Genomic DNA, 18,477 nt, shown 5'->3' with positions numbered 1-18,477 from the left:
CTACCACACCCGTCGGGTCGTGCCGCCGGAGCACCGCGAGAGCGAGGAGTACCGGGCGGCCGGGCGACGGATGGCGCTGGCCGAGGCCCGAGCGCGGAGCGGCGGGTGCACACGGGGCTCGACGAGGAGGCCGTCGAGAGCATCGAGGAGAGCGGGGTCGACCCGACCCTGCCGCTGATCGAGCTGCTCGCCGCCGCCTTCGACGCCGCCGTGCGCATCGACCCCGCCCGCGAGCCCGCCATGAGGTTCGAGGCGCACGCGGCCTGACCGAAGCGGCGCCGCTTGTCAGTGGTGGGTCGTACGGTGGAGGCGTGCGTCCCATCACGAGTATTGAGCGGTCCGTGGCGCCCTTCGAGGTCGTCAGTCCCTTCCAGCCGAACGGTGACCAGCCGGCGGCGATCGCCGAGCTGGAGCGGCGCATCCGGGGAGGGGAGAAGGATGTCGTGCTGCTCGGTGCCACCGGTACCGGCAAGTCGGCCACCACGGCCTGGATGATCGAGAAGCTGCAGCGCCCCACCCTGGTGATGGCGCCGAACAAGACGCTGGCCGCGCAGCTGGCGAACGAGTTCCGGGAGCTGCTGCCGAACAACGCGGTCGAGTACTTCGTCTCGTACTACGACTACTACCAGCCCGAGGCCTACGTCCCGCAGACGGACACCTACATCGAGAAGGACTCCTCGATCAACGAGGAGGTCGAGCGGCTGCGCCACTCCGCGACCAACTCGCTGCTCACCCGCCGCGACGTGGTCGTGGTCGCCTCCGTCTCCTGCATCTACGGCCTCGGCACCCCGCAGGAGTATGTGGACCGGATGGTCCCGCTCAAGGTCGGCCAGGAGATCGACCGCGACGTGCTGCTGCGCCGCTTCGTCGACATCCAGTACGCGCGCAACGACGTGGCCTTCACCCGCGGCACCTTCCGGGTCCGCGGCGACACCATCGAGATCTTCCCGGTCTACGAGGAACTCGCCGTCCGGATCGAGATGTTCGGCGACGAGATCGAGTCCCTCTACACCCTCCACCCGCTCACCGGCGAGATCATCAGCCAGGACGAGCAGATCTACGTTTTCCCCGCCTCGCACTACGTGGCCGGCCCCGAGCGCATGGAGCGGGCGATCACCGGCATCGAGCAGGAGCTGGAGCAGACGCTCGGCAGGCTGGAGAAGCAGGGCAAGCTGCTGGAGGCCCAGCGGCTGCGCATGCGCACCACCTACGACATCGAGATGCTGCGCCAGATCGGCACCTGCTCGGGCGTCGAGAACTACTCGATGCACTTCGACGGCCGCGAGCCCGGTTCCCCGCCGAACACCCTGCTGGACTACTTCCCGGAGGACTTCCTCCTGGTCATCGACGAGTCGCACGTCACCGTCCCGCAGATCGGCGCCATGTACGAGGGCGACGCCTCGCGCAAGCGCACCCTGGTCGAGCACGGCTTCCGGCTGCCCTCCGCGATGGACAACCGCCCGCTGAAGTGGGAGGAGTTCCTCGGCCGGATCGGTCAGACGGTGTACCTGTCGGCGACGCCGGGCCCGTACGAGCTGTCGCGCGGCGACGGCCAGGTCGAGCAGATCATCCGTCCGACCGGTCTGATCGACCCCGAGGTGATCGTCAAGCCGACCGAGGGCCAGATCGACGACCTGGTGCACGAGGTCCGCAAGCGGGTCGAGCGGGACGAGCGCGTCCTGGTCACCACGCTGACCAAGAAGATGGCCGAGGACCTCACCGACTACATGCTCGGCCTGGACATCCGGGTCCGGTACCTGCACAGCGACGTGGACACCCTGCGCCGGGTTGAGCTGCTGCGCGAGCTGCGGGCCGGCCGGTTCGACGTGCTGGTCGGCATCAACCTGCTGCGCGAGGGCCTGGACCTGCCCGAGGTGTCGCTGGTGGCGATCCTGGACGCGGACAAGGAGGGCTTCCTGCGCTCCGGCACCTCGCTCATCCAGACGATCGGCCGTGCCGCCCGCAACGTCTCCGGCCAGGTGCACATGTACGCGGACCGGATCACCCCGTCGATGGAGAAGGCGATCGACGAGACCAACCGCCGCCGTGCCGTGCAGCAGGCCTACAACAAGGAGCACGGGATCGACCCGCAGCCGCTGCGGAAGAAGATCGGCGACATCCTGGACACCCTCGCCCGCGAGGACGTGGACACCGACGAACTGCTCTCCACCGGCTACCGGGGCCAGGGGAAGGGCAAGGCCCCGGTGCCGATGCTGGGCGCGGACCGCAAGCCGGCCAAGTCGCTGCCGGCCGCCGAGCTGGCGGAGCTGATCCAGGAGATGACCGACCGGATGCACACGGCGGCCGCCGACCTCCAGTTCGAGGTCGCGGCCCGGCTGCGCGACGAGGTGAAGGAGCTGAAGAAGGAGCTGCGGCAGATGCGCGAGGCGGGGGTGGCCTGACAACATGTGCGGGGCGCCGGGCCACGCCCTTCCCCCGCACCTGCGGGGGGCAACCGCCCGGCGGTGTCTCAGCCTTGCCACAAACCGGGTAACTCGGAGGAGTCGCGGGTGCCGCAGGCCCTAGGCTGGCCTGCGGCATCGCGCCCTCGGACGGGGATGCGGGCCGTCAGCAGAGGGGGCCTCAGCCGGGGGACGGCGACGGGGTGTTCCACCGGGGAGCCGGGCGGCAGCGACCGCGTGGCCGGCAGAGAGGACAACGTCGTGTCGGTGAACCTTGCCAAGGGGCAGCGGGTCAGCCTCCAGAAGGGGGCGGGCGGCACCCTGACCGTGGTCCGGATGGGGCTCGGCTGGCAGGCCGCCCCCAAGCGGGGCCTGTTCGGCAGCCGGACCAGGAAGATCGACCTGGACGCCTCGGCACTGCTGTACGCCGAGAAGACCCCGACCGACGTGGTGTTCTTCCAGCACCTGGAGTCCACCGACGGCTCGGTGCGGCACACCGGGGACAACCTGGAGGGCGGCTCCGGCGTGGAGGACGACGAGGCGATCCTGGTCGACCTGCTGCACGTGCCGCCGCACATCACCCAGGTGGTGTTCACGGTCAGCTCGTACACGGGGCAGACCTTCGCCGAGGTGCGCCAGGCGCACTGCCGGCTGCTGGACGAGACCACCGGGGTGGAGCTGGCCCGGTACGAGCTGGCGGGCGGCGGGCCGCACACCGGGCAGATCATGGCGAAGGTGGTCCGGGACGGCAACGGCGGCTGGGAGATGCAGGCGATCGGCGCCCCCGCGAAGGGTCGGACCTTCCAGGACCTGCTGCCGGCGATCGAGCCGTTCCTCTGACGGTTCTTTACCTTCTTTACTCTTCTTTGCCTTCTCTGTTACTCTCGATGGCAGCGGAGGGGAGTATTCCCCAACAGTCGACCCCGTCATCACGGGTGCCCGTCGCGGCGCCCCGGGGCGCTGGTCCCCGGGCGAGCCCGTGGGCGGAAGAGACCTCCGGCAGTGACGACCCGTCTCGCCTAGCTGCCGGAGGAGCAGTCATGGACGTTTCCGTAACCATGTGGGCCACCACGATCGGTGTGCTGATCGCACTGATCGTGGCGGACTTCTTCATCGGGGGGCGCAAGCCCCACGAGGTCTCGGTCAAGGAGGCCGGGATCTGGACGGCCGTCTGGATCGCGCTGGCGGCGCTCTTCGGAGGCTTCCTCTGGTGGCACTCCGGCGGGCAGCCGGCGGGCGAGTTCTTCGCCGGCTACATCACCGAGAAGTCGCTCAGCGTCGACAACCTCTTCGTGTTCATCCTGATCATGGGCAAGTTCGCGGTGCCCAGGATCTACCAGCAGCGCGTGCTGATGTTCGGTGTGATCATCGCCCTGGTGCTCCGGGCGGCGTTCATCGCCGGCGGCGCGGCGCTGGTGGCGCAGTTCTCCTGGGTGTTCTTCCTCTTCGGAGCCTTCCTGATCTGGACGGCCTGGAAGCTGATCAAGGAAGCCCGGGCCGACGAGGAGGACGAGGAGTTCGAGGAGAACCGCCTGCTCAAGTCGATCACCCGGCGCTTCCCGTCGACTGATCGCTACCACGGCACCAAGCTCTTCATCGTGGAGAACGGCCGCCGGCTGATCACCCCGATGCTGATCGTCATGCTGGCGATCGGTACGACGGACGTGCTGTTCGCCCTGGACTCGATCCCGGCCATCTTCGGCCTCACCCAGGACCCGTACATCGTCTTCACGGCGAACGCCTTCGCCCTGATGGGCCTGCGCCAGCTGTACTTCCTGATCGGCGGCCTGCTGAAGAAGCTGGTCCACCTGAGCTACGGCCTCTCGGTGATCCTCGGCTTCATCGGCGTGAAGCTGGTCCTGCACGCCGCCCACGAGGCCGGTGCGCACGTCCCGGAGATCGGCATCCCACTCTCGCTCGGCGTCATCGTGGTGGTCCTGGTGGTGACGACGGTGACCAGCCTGATGGCCTCCAGGAAGGCCGCCGGGGCCGAGCCCGAGCCGCAGAAGCTGGACGCCTGACGCACCTGAGAAACCCCAAGCGCCCGAGAACCGCCGGGGCCCCGCGACGCAGACCGTCGCGGGGCCCCGGCGCGGCCGGGCCGGGAGGGAACCGTCACCAGCCGCGTTCGCGCCACTCCTCCAGGTGGGGGCGCTCGGCGCCGAGGGTGGTGTCGTTGCCGTGGCCGGGGTAGACCCACGCCTCGTCGGGGAGGGCGTCGAAGATCTTCTCGTTGACGTCCCGGAAGAGGGTCCTGAAGGCCTCCGGGTCGCCCCAGGTGTTGCCGACGCCGCCTGGGAAGAGGCAGTCCCCGGTGAAGACGTGGGGGTGGCCCTGGGGGTCGTCGTAGATCAGCACGATCGCGCCCGGGGTGTGCCCGACCAGGTGCCGGACGGTGAGCTCGACCTCGCCGACCCGCAGCCGGTCGCCGTCCGCGAGCAGCAGCTCGGTGGGCACGTCGATGCCCTCGGCGTCGTGCTCCCCGGCGGCGGTGCGGGCGCCGGTGGTGGCGACCACCTCGGCCAGCGCGCCCCAGTGGTCCTGGTGCCGGTGGGTGGTGACCACGGTTTCGAGGTCGTCCCCGACGGTCTCCAGCAGCACCGGGGCGTCGGCGGCCGCGTCGATCAGCAGCTGTTCGTCGGTGGCCCGGCAGCGCAGCAGGTAGGCGTTGTTGTCGTAGGGGCCGACGGCCACCTTGGTGATGATCAGGTGGGCCAGTTCCCGCACGTCCGGCGGTCCGCCGACCTTGACCGCTCCGTGGTACGTCATCCGTCCGCTCCTCGTCCGAAAGCAGGGTTCAGGATCATCCTCGCGCCGTCAGCCCAGCGGGGGAAGCTGGGGGAGCGCGGTGTCGGGGTTGCGGCGCAGGTCCGCGCCGCCGGAGCGGCCGGAGAGCCAGGCGAGCAGGGCGCGGACGGGGCCCTGGACGGTCAGCGAGACCGGGCCCGAGCCGATCAGGCCGCGGTCCCCGGTGTCCTCGGCGACGAGCTCGACGGCGGGCAGGTCGGTGCCGTGCAGCCGGAGGGCCAGACTGTGGAACTCGGCGACGGCGAACGGCTCCGGCCAGCTGGCGGGGGAGTAGCCGCCGTCCAGGTCGACCAGGTGGTACTCCAGCTCGCCCAGGCGCTTCCAGACGAGGTCGCAGGCCGGAAAGACGGCGCCGGAGCGGTGCCGCACCTCGGCGGCCCAGTCCTCGTCGTTCATCAGGGCGACGGCGGCGAGGAAGCGCTCGTGCGACTCGCGCAGGTCGGCGAGCTGCTCCTCCAGCGGGCGGCCAGCGCCGTCCTGGATGCCCTGCTCGCGCTCCTCCTCGCTGGCGTACTGCGGGATGTCGGTGCCGGTGCGGGCGCCGGTGAGCAGGTTGACCAGGGAGTCGGCGTTGCGGGCGAGGTGGGCGAGCACGTGGCCGCGAGTCCAGCCGGGGAGCGCGGAGGGCTCGGTGACGGCGTCGGGCTTCAGCTCGGCGACGGTCTCCAGCATGCGCCGGGTGCTGCTCTCGACCAGGCTCAGCCGCTCGGCGGCGACGGCGGCTGCGGACTGCGGGTCGGTCATCGAAAACTGCCTTCTGTACGAGACGGCGCGTTGCCCGCGCGGGGCTTCGCTCGTTGACCAGCCGACGCTATCGCCGAAACCGCGTCCTGAGCAGGGCCTTTTTCGGTCCGGGTACGGACGGTCCGGGAGGCGCTCTCACTCGTTCGGGTGGTCCCGGCTGGACAAGGTCGTGATTCGAACGTCTGAGCTAGTAGGCTGGCTGCCGCATCCTGGAAGAAGAACACCTCACACCGCAAGCCCTCTCGCCCCGGAGAAAGGCGCCAGAAGCAGTGGCCGACCGCCTCATCGTCCGCGGTGCTCGCGAGCACAACCTCAAGAACGTCTCGCTCGACCTGCCCCGCGACTCCCTCATCGTCTTCACGGGCCTCTCCGGCTCCGGCAAGTCCTCGCTCGCCTTCGACACGATCTTCGCCGAGGGCCAGCGCCGCTACGTCGAGTCGCTGTCCTCCTACGCCCGTCAGTTCCTCGGGCAGATGGACAAGCCCGACGTGGACTTCATCGAGGGCCTCTCCCCGGCCGTCTCGATCGACCAGAAGTCCACCAACCGCAACCCCCGTTCGACCGTCGGCACGATCACCGAGGTCTACGACTACCTGCGCCTGCTGTTCGCCCGGATCGGCAAGCCGCACTGCCCGCACTGCGGCCGCCCGATCGCCAAGCAGTCGCCGCAGGCGATCGTCGACAAGGTGCTGGAACTCACCGAGGGCACCCGTTTCCAGGTGCTCAGCCCGGTGGTGCGCGAGCGCAAGGGCGAGTTCGTCGACCTCTTCGCCGACCTCCAGTCCAAGGGCTACTCCCGCGCCCGGGTCGACGGCGAGACGATCCAGCTCGCCGAGCCGCCGAAGCTGAAGAAGCAGGAGAAGCACACCGTCGAGGTGGTCATCGACCGCCTGACCGTCAAGGAGAGCGCCAAGCGGCGGCTCACCGACTCGGTGGAGACGGCCCTGCGGCTGTCCGGCGGCATGGTCGTGCTCGACTTCGTCGACCTCCCCGAGGGTGACCCGGAGCGCGAGCGGATGTACTCCGAGCACCTCTACTGCCCGTACGACGACGTGTCGTTCGAGGAGCTGGAGCCGCGCTCGTTCTCCTTCAACTCGCCGTTCGGCGCCTGCCCGGACTGCTCGGGCCTGGGCAACCGGATGGAGGTCGACCCGGAGCTGGTCGTGCCGGACCCGGAGCGCTCGCTGGACGAGGGCGCGATCCACCCGTGGTCGGCCGGGCACGCCAAGGACTACTTCCAGCGCCTGATCGACGCGCTCGCCGAGGAGCTCGGCTTCCGCACCGACATCCCCTGGGCCGGGCTGCCCGCCCGCGCCCGGAAGGCGCTGATGTACGGGCACAAGCACCAGGTGCAGGTGCGCTACCGCAACCGCTTCGGCCGCGAGCGCTCGTACAGCACCGGCTTCGAGGGCGCGGTGCCGTTCATCCAGCGCCGGCACACCGAGGCGGAGAGCGACAGCAGCCGCGAGCGCTTCGAGGGCTACATGCGCGAGGTGCCCTGCCCGACCTGCCAGGGCACCCGGCTCAAGCCGGTGGTGCTGGCGGTCACGGTCGAGGACAGGTCGATCGCCGACGTCTCCTCGATGTCGATCAGCGACTGCGCCGAGTTCCTGGGCGCGATGAAGCTCAACGACCGGGACAAGCAGATCGCCGAGCGGGTCCTCAAGGAGGTCAATGAGCGGCTGCGCTTCCTGGTCGACGTGGGCCTGGACTACCTCTCCCTGGACCGCGCGGCCGGCACCCTGTCCGGCGGCGAGGCCCAGCGCATCCGGCTGGCCACCCAGATCGGCTCCGGCCTGGTCGGCGTGCTGTACGTGCTGGACGAGCCGTCCATCGGCCTGCACCAGCGGGACAACCACCGGCTGATCGAGACGCTGGTGCGGCTGCGCGACATCGGCAACACCCTGATCGTGGTCGAGCACGACGAGGACACCATCAAGACCGCGGACTGGGTGGTCGACATCGGCCCGGGCGCCGGTGAGCACGGCGGCAAGGTGGTGCACTCCGGGTCGCTGAAGCAGCTGCTCGCCAACAAGGAGTCGCTGACCGGCCAGTACCTCTCCGGCAAGCGGTCCATTCCGATCCCGGCCGCCCGCCGCGACCGGGACAAGAAGCGCCAGCTGACGGTGCACGGCGCCCGCGAGCACAACCTCAAGGACGTCACGGTCGGCTTCCCGCTGGGCACGCTGACGGCGATCACCGGCGTCTCCGGCTCCGGCAAGTCGACGCTGGTCAACGACATCCTCTACACCCACCTCGCCCGGGAGCTGAACGGCGCCCGCAGCGTGCCCGGCCGGCACACCCGGATCACCGGCACCGACCTGGTGGACAAGGTGGTGCACGTCGACCAGTCGCCGATCGGCCGCACCCCGCGGTCCAACCCGGCCACCTACACCGGGGTGTTCGACCACGTCCGCCGGCTCTTCGCGGAGACCCAGGAGGCGAAGGTCCGCGGGTACCTCCCGGGCCGGTTCTCCTTCAACGTGAAGGGCGGCCGCTGCGAGAACTGCACCGGCGACGGCACCATCAAGATCGAGATGAACTTCCTGCCGGACGTCTACGTGCCGTGCGAGGTCTGCCACGGCGCCCGGTACAACCGGGAGACGCTGGAGGTGCACTACAAGGGGAAGTCCATCGCCGAGGTGCTGGACATGCCGATCGAGGAGGCGCTGGCCTTCTTCGAGGCCGTCCCCGCGATCGCCCGCCACCTGCGGACGCTCAACGACGTCGGCCTCGGCTACGTCCGGCTCGGCCAGTCCGCGCCGACGCTCTCCGGCGGCGAGGCACAGCGCGTCAAGCTGGCCTCCGAGCTGCAGAAGCGCTCCACCGGGCGGACGGTCTACGTGCTGGACGAGCCGACCACGGGTCTGCACTTCGAGGACATCAGCAAGCTGATCAAGGTGCTCAGCGGGCTGGTCGACAAGGGCAACACGGTGATCGTGATCGAGCACAACCTCGACGTGATCAAGACCGCCGACTGGATCGTCGACATGGGCCCCGAGGGCGGCTCCGGCGGCGGCACGGTCGTCGCCGAGGGCACCCCGGAGCAGATCGCGGCCGTCTCGGAGAGCCACACCGGCAAGTTCCTGCGGGACATCCTGCCGGGTGACTTCGCGGACGCCCCGGTCGCGGCACCGGCCAGGAAGGCCCCGCGCAAGCGGGCCGCCGCCGGCAAGAAGTAGTCCTTCACCCGCCCCGCCGCTCCCGGGAAGCTCGGGATCGGCGGGGCGCGTGCGGCATAGACTTCCGTGGTCCCTCGCAGCAGCAACCCGTAGGAGCGCACCGATGTCCGAGGCCCCCGAGACCAGCCCCGCCACCTCCCGGCGCACCCTGCTCTGCGGTGCCGCGGCCGTCCTGGCGGCCGGGGGCACCGTGGCCGTCACCGGCTGCAGTTCCTCCGCCGGTTCCTCGGAGAAGAGCAGCGCCCCCCAGGGCGCGGTGGACCTCGGCCCGGCCTCGGCGATCCCGGAGGGCGGCGGCAAGGTCTTCCGCGAGCAGAAGATCGTGGTGACCCAGCCCGCCGCCGGCCAGTTCAAGGCCTTCAGCGCCAAGTGCACCCACGCCGGTTGCATCGTGGACCAGGTGAAGCAGGAGCAGATCCAGTGCCCCTGCCACGGCAGCCGGTTCGGCATCGCCGACGGTGCGGTGCAGGACGGCCCGGCCCCCAGCCCGCTGCCCGCCTACGCCGTCACGGTCGAGGGCGGGAACCTCAAGGTGACCCCGAGCTGAAGCAGTTGAGCGCCTCCCCCTCGATCCCGTCCCCCCGGCCGCGACCGCAATCGGTACGGTGGAGCCATGGCTGACCCGAGCACCTACCGCCCGGCGCCGGGCGCGATCCCGACCTCCCCGGGCGTCTACAAGTTCCGTGACGCCCACGGCCGGGTCATCTACGTCGGCAAGGCCAAGAGCCTGCGCCCGCGCCTGTCGTCCTACTTCCAGGACCTGGCCGGGCTGCACCCCCGCACCGCGACCATGGTCACCACCGCCGCCTCGGTGGAGTGGACCGTGGTCGCCACCGAGGTCGAGGCGCTCCAACTGGAGTACTCCTGGATCAAGGAGTTCGATCCACGGTTCAACGTCAAGTACCGCGACGACAAGAGCTATCCGGAACTCGCCGTCACCCTCAACGAGGAGTACCCGAGGGTCCAGGTGATGCGCGGGGCCCACAAGAAGGGCGTGCGCTACTTCGGTCCGTACGGGCACGCCTGGGCGATCCGCGAGACGGTCGACCTGCTGCTGCGCGTCTTCCCCGTCCGCACCTGCTCCAACGGCGTGTTCAAGCGCGCCCGGCAGGTCGGCCGCCCCTGTCTGCTCGGCTACATCGGCAAGTGCGCCGCGCCCTGTGTCGGCAAGGTCTCGGCGGACGAACACCGGGAACTGGCCGAGGACTTCTGCGACTTCATGGCCGGGCGCACCGGCAACTACCTGCGCCGGCTGGAGGACCAGATGCGGGAGGCCGCCGCCGAGATGGAGTACGAGAGGGCGGCCCGGCTTCGCGACGACATCGGCGCCCTCAAGCGCGCGATGGAGAAGAACGCCATCGTGCTCGCCGACGCCACCGACGCCGACCTGCTGGCCGTCGCCGAGGACGAACTCGAAGCCGCCGTCCAGATCTTCCACGTCCGCGGCGGCCGGGTGCGCGGCCAGCGCGGCTGGGTCACCGACAAGGTCGAGGACGTCGACACCGCCGGACTCGTCGAGCACGCCCTCCAGCAGCTCTACGGCGGCGCCGCCGCGGAGGAGCGCAACGAGTCCGTCCCGCGGGAGGTGCTCGTCCCCGCCCTGCCGGAGCCGCTCGCCCCCGTCCGGGAGTGGCTGAGCGGTCTGCGCGGCAGCCAGGTCGACCTGCGCATCCCGCAGCGCGGCGACAAGAAGGACCTGATGGCCACCGTGCAGCGCAACGCCCAACAGGCGCTCGCCCTGCACAAGACCAAGCGCGCCTCCGACCTCACCACCCGCAGCCGCGCCCTCCAGGAGATCGCCGACGCGCTGGAACTGGACTCCGTTCCGCTGCGCATCGAGTGCTACGACATCTCCCACCTCCAGGGCGAGGACGTGGTCGCCTCGATGGTCGTCTTCGAGGACGGCCTGGCCCGCAAGAGCGAGTACCGGCGCTTCCAGATCAGGGGCTTCGAGGGCCAGGACGACGTCCGCTCGATGCACGAGGTGATCAGCCGCCGGTTCCGCCGCTACCTCCAGGAGCGCGAGCAGACCGGCGAGTGGGCCGTCCCGGAGGCTGACGACCCCGTCACCGCCGAGCCCATCACCGCCGATGCCGTCACCGCCGACCCCGTCACCGCCGTCGGTGCCCGGGACGAGGACGGCCGCCCCAAGCGCTTCGCCTACCCCCCGCAGCTGCTGGTGGTCGACGGCGGCCAGCCGCAGGTCGCCGCCGCCAAGCGCGCCCTGGAGGAACTGGGCATCGACGACGTCGCGCTGTGCGGCCTGGCCAAGCGCCTGGAGGAGGTCTGGCTGCCCGGCGAGGACGACCCGGTCGTGCTGCCGCGCTCCAGCGAGGGCCTCTACCTGCTGCAGCGGGTGCGCGACGAGGCCCACCGCTTCGCTATCAGCTATCAGCGCAACAAGCGTTCCAAGCGACTCACCGCCGGGGAGCTGGACTCCGTCCCGGGCCTCGGCGAAACTCGCCGCCGGGCGCTGCTCAAGCACTTCGGCTCGCTGAAGAAGCTCCGGGCCGCCACCGTCGACGAGATCTGCGCGGTACCCGGCATCGGGCGCCGCACCGCGGAAACTGTTGCGGCGGCGTTGTCGTCCCGTACACCTGCCGCACCCGCGGTCAACACCGCGACCGGCGAGATCATCGAGGACAGGCCTGACCAGGCCGCCGAGCCGGTGGCCGCAGCATCCCAGACCGCACCATCCCAGGAGACGCCATGACGGCCGACGCCGCCCGTCCATCGGCGCGCCCCGAACCCGCCCGCCTGTCCGGGACGGGGAAGGGCGGCCGTGCCGTGCGCGTTCTCCCCAGCAGAAAGACCGAGAGCGGGGAACCGAAGTGACCGTGTCAGACGTGGCCGAGAACGCGCCGGAGCTGGTGATCATCTCCGGCATGTCCGGAGCCGGCCGCTCCACCGCCGCGAAGTGCCTGGAGGACCTGGGCTGGTTCGTGGTGGACAACCTGCCGCCGGCCCTGATCCCCACCATGGTCGACCTGGGCGCCCGCTCCCAGGGCAACGTCGCCCGGATCGGCGTGGTCGTGGACGTCCGCGGCCGTCAGTTCTTCGACGACCTGCTCACCTCGCTGGACGAGCTGGAGAAGCGCGGCGTCCGGCTCCGGGTGGTCTTCCTCGACTCCTCCGACGAAGCCCTGGTCCGACGCTTCGAGAGCGTCCGCCGCCCCCACCCGCTGCAGGCCGACGGCCGGATCGTGGACGGCATCGCCCAGGAGCGCGACCTGCTGCGCGACCTGCGCGGTGAGGCCGACCTGGTGATCGACACCTCCAACCTCAACGTGCACCAGCTGCGCGCCAAGCTGGACGCCCAGTTCGCCGACCACGACGAGCCCGAGCTGCGCGCCACCGTGATGTCCTTCGGCTTCAAGTACGGCCTGCCGGTCGACGCCGACCTCGTGGTGGACTGCCGCTTCCTGCCGAACCCGCACTGGGTACCCGAGCTGCGGGCCCGCACCGGCACCGACGCGGACGTCGCCGACTACGTCTTCCAGCAGCCGGGCGCCAACGAGTTCCTGGACGGCTACGCCGAGCTCCTCCGGATCGTTACCGAGGGCTACCGCCGGGAGGGGAAGCGCTACATGACGCTTGCCGTAGGCTGCACCGGTGGCAAGCACCGTAGCGTCGCCATGTCCGAGCGTCTGACCAAGCGTCTCATCGCCGACGGAGTCGAGACGGTGCTCGTCCACCGTGACATGGGACGGGAGTAACCGCCGCCTTCCCTGCCGGGCCGCCGGCGGAGCCGGTGGCGGGGTCGAGGAACGCGAGGTGAGTGTGGCGGGATACGTGCCCGGGCGGCAGCCGCAGAGCAGGACCGGCGAACGGGCGGGCAGCCCGTCGCCGAGCCGTCCGCGTAGCAGTCCCGCCCGGGCCAACCCGGCTCCCCGGATCACCGCGCTCGGCGGCGGCCAGGGCCTGTCCGCCTCGCTGTCCGCGCTGCGCCGGCTCACCAGCGACCTGACCGCCGTGGTCACCGTCGCCGACGACGGCGGCTCCAGCGGACGGTTGCGCGAGGAGTTGGGGGTGCTGCCGCCCGGAGACCTGCGCAAGGCGCTGGCCGCGCTGTGCGGGGACGACGACTGGGGCCGCACCTGGTCCGAGGTGATCCAGCAGCGCTTCACCGGCAACGGGGAGCTGGGCGGCCACGCGGTGGGCAATCTGCTGATCGTCGCCCTCTGGGAGAAGCTCGGCGACCCGGTCGCCGCGCTGGACTGGGTCGGCCGGCTGCTGAACGTCCAGGGCCGGGTGCTGCCGATGTCGGCGGTGCCGCTGGACATCGAGGCGACCGTGCGCGGCCACGACCCGGCCCGCCCGGCCGAGGTCTCGGCCGTCCGCGGCCAGGCCAGCGTGGCGGCCACCCCGGGCACCGTGCAGTCGATCCGGCTGCTTCCGGACGAGCCTCCGGCCGTGCCGGAGGCGGTCACGGCGGTCCGCGAGGCGGACTGGGTGGTGCTCGGCCCCGGTTCCTGGTTCACCAGCGTGCTGCCCCACCTGCTGGTGCCCGAGCTGGCCAAGGCGCTGACGGAGACCCGCGCCCGCCGTCTGCTCACCCTGAACCTGGCCCCGCAGCCCGGTGAGACCGAGGGCTTCACCCCCCAGCGCCACCTGGAGGTCATCGCCGACCACGCTCCGGACCTCGCGGTGGATGCGATCCTGGTGGACGAGCGCGCCGTCACGGGCGGCGCCTTCGGCCAGGCCGACCTGGAGGGTCTGGAGAAGGCCGCCGAACGGATGGGCGCCGCTCTGGTGCTCGGCACGGTGGCCCGCGCCGACGGCACCCCGCGACACGACCCCGAGCTGTTGGCGGCCGCGTACGACCGGATTTTCCGGACACATGGAAGGATCGGGCCATGGCGATGACTCCAGCGGTGAAGGACGAGATCAGCCGGCTCCCGGTCACCCGGGCCTGCTGTCGCAAGGCGGAGGTGTCGGCGATCCTGCGGTTCGCGGGCGGGCTGCACATCGTGAGCGGCCGCATCGTGATCGAGGCGGAGCTGGACACCGGGGCGGCGGCGCGAAGGCTGCGCAAGGACCTGCTGGAGATCTTCGGGCACTCCTCCGACCTCGTGGTGATGGCGCCCGGCGGGCTGCGGCGCGGCAGCCGCTTCGTCGTCCGGGTGGTCAAGGACGGCGAGCTGCTCGCCCGCCAGACCGGTCTGGTGGACGGCCGCGGCCGTCCGATCCGGGGCCTGCCCCCGGCGGTCGTCTCCGGGGCCACCTGCGACGCCGAGGCGGCCTGGCGCGGGGCCTTCCTCGCACACGGATCGCTCACCGAGCCGGGCCGCTCCTCCTCGCTGGAGATCACCTGCCCCGGCTCGGAGGCGGCGCTGGCGCTGGTCGGCGCGGCCCGTCGGCTCGGCATCCCGGCCAAGGCCCGCGAGGTGCGCGGGGTGGACCGGGTGGTCATCCGCGACGGTGACGCGATCGGCGCGCTGCTGACCCGGCTGGGGGCGCACGAGTCGGTGCTCGCCTGGGAGGAGCGCCGGATGCGGCGCGAGGTCCGGGCCACCGCGAACCGGCTGGCCAACTTCGACGACGCCAACCTGCGCCGCTCGGCCCGGGCCGCGGTGGCGGCCGGCGCCCGGGTGGCCCGCGCGCTGGAGATCCTCGGCGAGGAGGTGCCCGAGCACCTGGCCGCGGCCGGCCAGCTGCGGATGCAGCACAAGCAGGCCTCGCTGGAGGAGCTGGGCGCGCTCGCCGACCCGCCGCTGACCAAGGACGCGGTGGCCGGCCGGATCCGCCGCCTGCTGGCGATGGCCGACAAGCGCGCCGCCGAGCTCGGCCTGCCGAGCACCGAGGCCAACCTGACCGACGAGATGGCGCTCAACTGACGCACGGCGCTTCGCGCGCCGGACGCCGCGGAGGCGAGCGGGCGAATGACGGCCGGTGTCCGAAATCCGGGGCACCGGCCGTCGCTGTGTCCGGGCCCGTACGGGAGTGGACGGCGAACCAAAATTGGTCAAGACCACTTGGCCAGGACCAACGGCCCGGGGAGGCGCGGACGGAGGGCCCGGGACCGCGCCACGCCACGTCTTGCCAGGTGGCGCGATGTGCCCTCGCAGGCCCGGGAGAGGTAGGGTCGTAGGCGGTCGGGGACTTCCCAAATCTCATCCCCGTCGGCTCACCGCCGGCGTACCTAACGAGGAGATCGGTTCGTGACGATCCGGGTAGGCATCAACGGCTTCGGCCGCATCGGCCGCAACTTCTTCCGCGCCGTCAAGGCCCAGGGCGCGGACATCGAGATCGTCGGTGTCAACGACCTCACCGACACGAAGACCCTGGCTCACCTGCTGAAGTACGACACCACCCTGGGCACCTTCCCGGGCGAGGTCTCGCACACCGAGGACAGCATCACCGTCGACGGCCACACCTTCAAGGTGACGGCCGAGCGTGACCCGGCCAACCTGCCGTGGGCCGCCCTGGGCGCCGACATCGTCGTCGAGTCCACCGGCATCTTCACCAAGGCCGAGGCCGCGAAGAAGCACCTCGCCGCCGGCGCGAAGAAGGTCATCATCTCGGCGCCCGCCACCGACGAGGACGTCACCATCGTCCTGGGTGTCAACGACGACAAGTACGACGCCGCCAACCACCACGTCATCTCCAACGCCTCCTGCACCACCAACTGCGTGGCGCCGATGGCCAAGGTCCTGAACGAGAGCTTCGGCATCGTCAAGGGTCTGATGACCACTGTCCACGCGTTCACCAACGACCAGGTCACCCTGGACTTCCCGCACAAGGACCTGCGCCGTGCTCGTGCGGCGAGCCAGAACATCATCCCGACCTCGACGGGTGCCGCCAAGGCGACCGCCCTGGTCCTGCCGGAGCTGAAGGGCAAGCTGGACGGCACCTCGCTGCGCGTCCCGGTCCCGACCGGCTCGATCACCGACCTGGTCGTCACCCTGGAGCGCGAGGTCACCAAGGACGAGGTCAACGCGGCCTTCCAGAAGGCCGCGCAGGAGGGCCCGCTCAAGGGCATCCTGGCCTACACCGAGGACCCGATCGTCTCCTCGGACATCGTCAACGACCCGGCCTCCTGCATCTTCGACTCGCAGCTCACCATGGTCCAGGGCAACCAGGTCAAGGTGCTCGGCTGGTACGACAACGAGTGGGGCTACTCGAACCGCGTCGTCGACCTGGTCACCCTCGTCGGTGGCCGGCTCTGACGCGGTGGGAGCTGACGTGATGTAGGGGCGAGGGCTCGGACGGCGAAATGTGCCGACCGGGCCCTCGCTCTGCGTACAAGGACTTCTCAGGCGGCCCCTGCGCCGTGCCGCCTCTGCGCATCAACCATCTCCCCAGGAGACCGAAGAACCCGTGAAGACCATCGAAGACCTGGACGTCGCCGGCAAGCGCGTCTTCGTACGCGCCGACCTGAACGTCCCGCTGTCGGACGGCCGGATCACCGACGACGGTCGGATCCGTGCCGTCGCCCCGACCATCGCCAAGCTCGTCGAGCGCGGCGCCAAGGTCGTCGTCGCCTCCCACCTCGGCCGTCCCAAGGGCGCGCCGGACCCGCAGTTCTCGCTCGCCCCGGTGGCCGAGCGCCTCGGTGAGATCCTCGGCAGGCCGGTCGCCTTCGCCACCGACACCGTGGGCGAGTCGGCCCGGTCCGCCGTGGCCGCACTGGCCGACGGCGAGGTCGTGCTGCTGGAGAACCTGCGCTTCAACGCCGGTGAGACCAGCAAGGACGACGCCGAGCGCAAGGCCTTCGCCGAGCAGCTGGCCGCCCTGGCCGACCTGTACGTCGGCGACGGCTTCGGCGCCGTGCACCGCAAGCACGCCTCGGTGTACGACCTGCCGGCCCTGCTGCCGCACGCCGCCGGCGACCTGATCGCCACCGAGGTCGGTGTGCTGAAGAAGCTCACCGAGGACGTCAAGCGCCCGTACGTCGTCGTGCTCGGCGGCGCCAAGGTGTCGGACAAGCTCGGTGTGATCGACAACCTGCTGAAGAAGGCCGACCGGATCCTGATCGGCGGCGGCATGGCGTACACCTTCCTCAAGGCCAAGGGCCACGAGGTCGGCATCTCGCTGCTGCAGGAGGACCAGATCCCGACCGTCCTGGGCTACCTGGCCGAGGCCGAGGAGCGGGGCGTCGAGTTCGTCCTGCCCGTGGACGTCCTGGTCTCCGCCGAGTTCCCGGACCTCAAGGGCAAGACCCCGGCGAACCCCGACACCGTCGCGTCGGACGAGATCCCGGCCGACAAGGAGGGCCTGGACATCGGCCCGAAGACCCGCGAGCTCTACGCGGCGAAGCTGGCCGACGCCGGCACGGTGTTCTGGAACGGCCCGATGGGCGTCTTCGAGCACCCGGACTACGCGAACGGCACCAAGGCCGTCGCGCAGGCCCTGATCGACAGCAACGCGTTCACCGTGGTCGGTGGCGGCGACTCCGCCGCGGCCGTCCGCATCCTGGGCTTCGACGAGACGAAGTTCGGGCACATCTCGACCGGCGGTGGCGCGAGCCTCGAGTACCTGGAGGGCAAGACCCTCCCCGGTCTCGCCGCCCTGGAAGGCTGAAGGCATGACTGAGCGTCTCCCGCTGATGGCGGGCAACTGGAAGATGAACCTCAACCACCTCGAGGCCATCCAGCACACCCAGAAGCTGGCCTTCGCGCTGGCCGACAAGGACTACGAGGCCGTCGAGGTCGCCGTCCTGGTGCCGTTCACCGACCTGCGGTCGGTGCAGACCCTGGTCTTCGGCGACAAGCTGAAGATCAAGTACGGCTCGCAGGACATCTCGCAGCACGACGGCGGCGCCTACACCGGCGAGGTCTCCGGCCCGATGCTGGCCAAGCTGCAGTGCACCTACGCGGTGATCGGCCACTCGGAGCGCCGCCAGTACCACGGCGAGAACGAGGAGATCGTCAACGCCAAGGTCAAGGCCGCCTACCGGGCCGGGGTCACCCCGATCCTGTGCGTCGGCGAGCCGCTGGAGATCCGCAAGGCGGGCACCCACGTCGAGTACACCCTGGCCCAGCTGGACGGCGCCCTGGAGGGCGTCACGGCCGACCAGGCCGAGTCGATCGTGGTCGCCTACGAGCCGGTCTGGGCGATCGGCACCGGCGAGGTGGCCACCCCGGAGGACGCGCAGGAGGTCTGCGCCGCCATCCGCCGGCGGATCGCCGAGCTGTACGACGCCGAGCTGGCCGACAAGGTCCGCGTGCTGTACGGCGGTTCGGTCAAGTCGTCGAGCGCGGCCGGTCTGATGGCCAAGCCCGACATCGACGGCGGTCTGATCGGCGGTGCCTCGCTGGACGCCGACGAGTTCGTCAAGATCGTGCGCTACCGTGAGCAGGCAGTAGGCTAACGCCGCCGCAGCAACGTAGGCTTTGGGG

The 18,477-nt window shown here is 70.6% G+C and carries 15 protein-coding genes; 13 read left to right on the top strand and 2 right to left on the bottom strand.

Features of this window, described 5'->3' with window-relative positions; translation table 11 throughout:
* Positions 1-105 precede the first annotated feature (105 nt).
* From BOQ63_RS16460 to BOQ63_RS16445, 4 genes are all read left to right on the top strand, one after another.
* On the top strand, positions 106-267 hold the full coding sequence (locus BOQ63_RS16460) for a hypothetical protein (protein ID WP_167395750.1): 162 nt from the start codon (positions 106-108) through the stop codon (positions 265-267).
* A 44-nt stretch (positions 268-311) separates the two neighbouring features.
* A complete protein-coding gene (uvrB, locus tag BOQ63_RS16455; RefSeq protein ID WP_030288266.1) occupies positions 312-2,402 on the top strand; it encodes an excinuclease ABC subunit UvrB in 2,091 nt (696 codons plus the stop codon).
* Between the two features lie 261 nt (positions 2,403-2,663).
* Positions 2,664-3,242 carry a TerD family protein gene (locus tag BOQ63_RS16450; protein ID WP_030288268.1) on the top strand — a complete coding sequence of 193 codons (579 nt, stop codon included), beginning with the start codon at positions 2,664-2,666 and terminating at the stop codon, positions 3,240-3,242.
* A gap of 200 nt (positions 3,243-3,442) precedes the next feature.
* On the top strand, positions 3,443-4,423 hold the full coding sequence (locus BOQ63_RS16445) for a TerC family protein (protein ID WP_072654531.1): 981 nt from the start codon (positions 3,443-3,445) through the stop codon (positions 4,421-4,423).
* A 94-nt stretch (positions 4,424-4,517) separates the two neighbouring features.
* On the opposite strand, the gene BOQ63_RS16440 is transcribed toward BOQ63_RS16445, so the two are convergent.
* Complete coding sequence (locus BOQ63_RS16440) at positions 4,518-5,171, bottom strand: MBL fold metallo-hydrolase (RefSeq protein WP_030554923.1); 654 nt, start codon at positions 5,169-5,171, stop codon at positions 4,518-4,520.
* Between the two features lie 48 nt (positions 5,172-5,219).
* Positions 5,220-5,954, bottom strand: coding sequence for a maleylpyruvate isomerase family mycothiol-dependent enzyme (locus tag BOQ63_RS16435; protein ID WP_046386072.1), 735 nt, complete (start codon positions 5,952-5,954; stop codon positions 5,220-5,222).
* A 269-nt stretch (positions 5,955-6,223) separates the two neighbouring features.
* Between BOQ63_RS16435 and uvrA the strand changes: the two genes are divergently transcribed.
* The 9 genes from uvrA (at position 6,224) to tpiA (ending at position 18,449) form a co-directional block, all read left to right on the top strand.
* Positions 6,224-9,136, top strand: a complete 2,913-nt coding sequence (gene uvrA, locus BOQ63_RS16430; protein WP_030288275.1) for an excinuclease ABC subunit UvrA — start codon at positions 6,224-6,226, stop codon at positions 9,134-9,136.
* 103 nt (positions 9,137-9,239) lie between these two features.
* The gene (locus BOQ63_RS16425) at positions 9,240-9,683 is read left to right on the top strand and encodes a Rieske (2Fe-2S) protein (protein WP_030288276.1); all 444 of its coding nucleotides are present in this window, start codon (positions 9,240-9,242) and stop codon (positions 9,681-9,683) included.
* A gap of 66 nt (positions 9,684-9,749) precedes the next feature.
* Positions 9,750-11,849: an excinuclease ABC subunit UvrC gene (uvrC, locus tag BOQ63_RS16420; protein ID WP_037830758.1), complete on the top strand. Its 2,100-nt coding sequence runs from the start codon at positions 9,750-9,752 to the stop codon at positions 11,847-11,849.
* A gap of 118 nt (positions 11,850-11,967) precedes the next feature.
* Positions 11,968-12,852: an RNase adapter RapZ gene (rapZ, locus tag BOQ63_RS16415; RefSeq protein WP_037830760.1), complete on the top strand. Its 885-nt coding sequence runs from the start codon at positions 11,968-11,970 to the stop codon at positions 12,850-12,852.
* A gap of 64 nt (positions 12,853-12,916) precedes the next feature.
* Positions 12,917-14,002 (top strand): gluconeogenesis factor YvcK family protein, encoded by a 1,086-nt coding sequence (locus tag BOQ63_RS16410; RefSeq protein ID WP_030288280.1) that lies wholly within the window; start codon positions 12,917-12,919, stop codon positions 14,000-14,002.
* Positions 13,993-14,973, top strand: a complete 981-nt coding sequence (whiA, locus tag BOQ63_RS16405) for a DNA-binding protein WhiA (protein WP_030288283.1) — start codon at positions 13,993-13,995, stop codon at positions 14,971-14,973. Before BOQ63_RS16410 ends, whiA begins: the two co-directional genes overlap by 10 nt.
* 324 nt (positions 14,974-15,297) lie before the next feature.
* Positions 15,298-16,305, top strand: coding sequence for a type I glyceraldehyde-3-phosphate dehydrogenase (gene gap, locus BOQ63_RS16400; protein WP_030288285.1), 1,008 nt, complete (start codon positions 15,298-15,300; stop codon positions 16,303-16,305).
* Between the two features lie 151 nt (positions 16,306-16,456).
* Positions 16,457-17,659, top strand: a complete 1,203-nt coding sequence (locus BOQ63_RS16395; protein WP_030288287.1) for a phosphoglycerate kinase — start codon at positions 16,457-16,459, stop codon at positions 17,657-17,659.
* Between the two features lie 4 nt (positions 17,660-17,663).
* Complete coding sequence (gene tpiA / locus BOQ63_RS16390) at positions 17,664-18,449, top strand: triose-phosphate isomerase (RefSeq protein WP_030288289.1); 786 nt, start codon at positions 17,664-17,666, stop codon at positions 18,447-18,449.
* The last annotated feature ends 28 nt before the right edge of the window (positions 18,450-18,477 follow it).

The sequence above is a fragment of the Streptomyces viridifaciens genome, assembly GCF_001888885.2.
Taxonomy (GTDB): domain Bacteria; phylum Actinomycetota; class Actinomycetes; order Streptomycetales; family Streptomycetaceae; genus Kitasatospora; species Kitasatospora aureofaciens.
Note: the sequence above shows the minus strand (reverse complement) of the source record. Positions and strands in the feature narration are given on the sequence as shown.